The organism is Morganella sp. HSTU-ASny43 (assembly GCF_022819185.1).
Lineage (GTDB): Bacteria > Pseudomonadota > Gammaproteobacteria > Enterobacterales > Enterobacteriaceae > Morganella > Morganella morganii.
The window spans coordinates 1-689 of the sequence record NZ_WSPG01000081.1 but is presented as its reverse complement, the minus strand read 5'-3'; the positions used below and the strand labels follow the sequence as shown (position 1 = coordinate 689).

Annotated in this window: 1 protein-coding gene; it reads left to right on the top strand. The window is 56.7% G+C overall.

Translation table 11 applies throughout. From position 1 onward, the window contains the following. On the top strand, positions 1-689 hold a 689-nt coding region (locus tag GN208_RS18135), incomplete at both ends, for a phage tail tape measure protein (protein ID WP_279577450.1).

Below are 689 nucleotides of genomic sequence, written 5' to 3'. Positions count from 1 at the left end.
CTTGCGCAGGCCCAGCTGCGCGGGACACAAATTGCGGTTGCCAGAGCGCGTGCGGCAGAATACCGGGCACAGCAGGCGCTCGCCGCATCACGCGGAACGGATGCACAGGCTGCCGCAGAAAAGCGCCTGGCCGCCGCACAGGCCTCCGTTGCCCGTAACGTGAATGCCCGCAATATTGCCCAGAATAACCTGAACAATGTCACGTCTGTCGGCACCCGTCTCCTGGGCGGGGCGCTCGGCCTTATCGGCGGGATACCCGGACTGGTGATGCTGGGGGCCGGTGCCTGGTACACGATGTACCAGAAGCAGGAGCAGGCGAGACAATCGGCGCTTGAATATGCTGGGGCTATCGATCAGGTTCTGTCAAATCTGAACAAAATGACGTTGCCGGAAACGTCAGATAATGCGGGGAAAACCAAAGAAGCTCTGGCGGCGCAAAATAAACTGGTTGATGAGCAGCGTCAGAAAGTCGAGGGATTAAAATCAGCGATAGCAGGATATCAGCAGATGCTGGCCTCTCCCGGCCCCAGCATCAACGGCTATCTGATTAATCATCTGATCAATCAGGAAGATGCGGTTAAATCCCTGGCGGCTGCGCAGGATGAGCTTTCGGTTGAACAGAGCAGGCTCAATGAGCTGAGCAAAAAATCGGAAGAGATTCAGTCAGCACTGAAGGCGGTCGAAAGTCA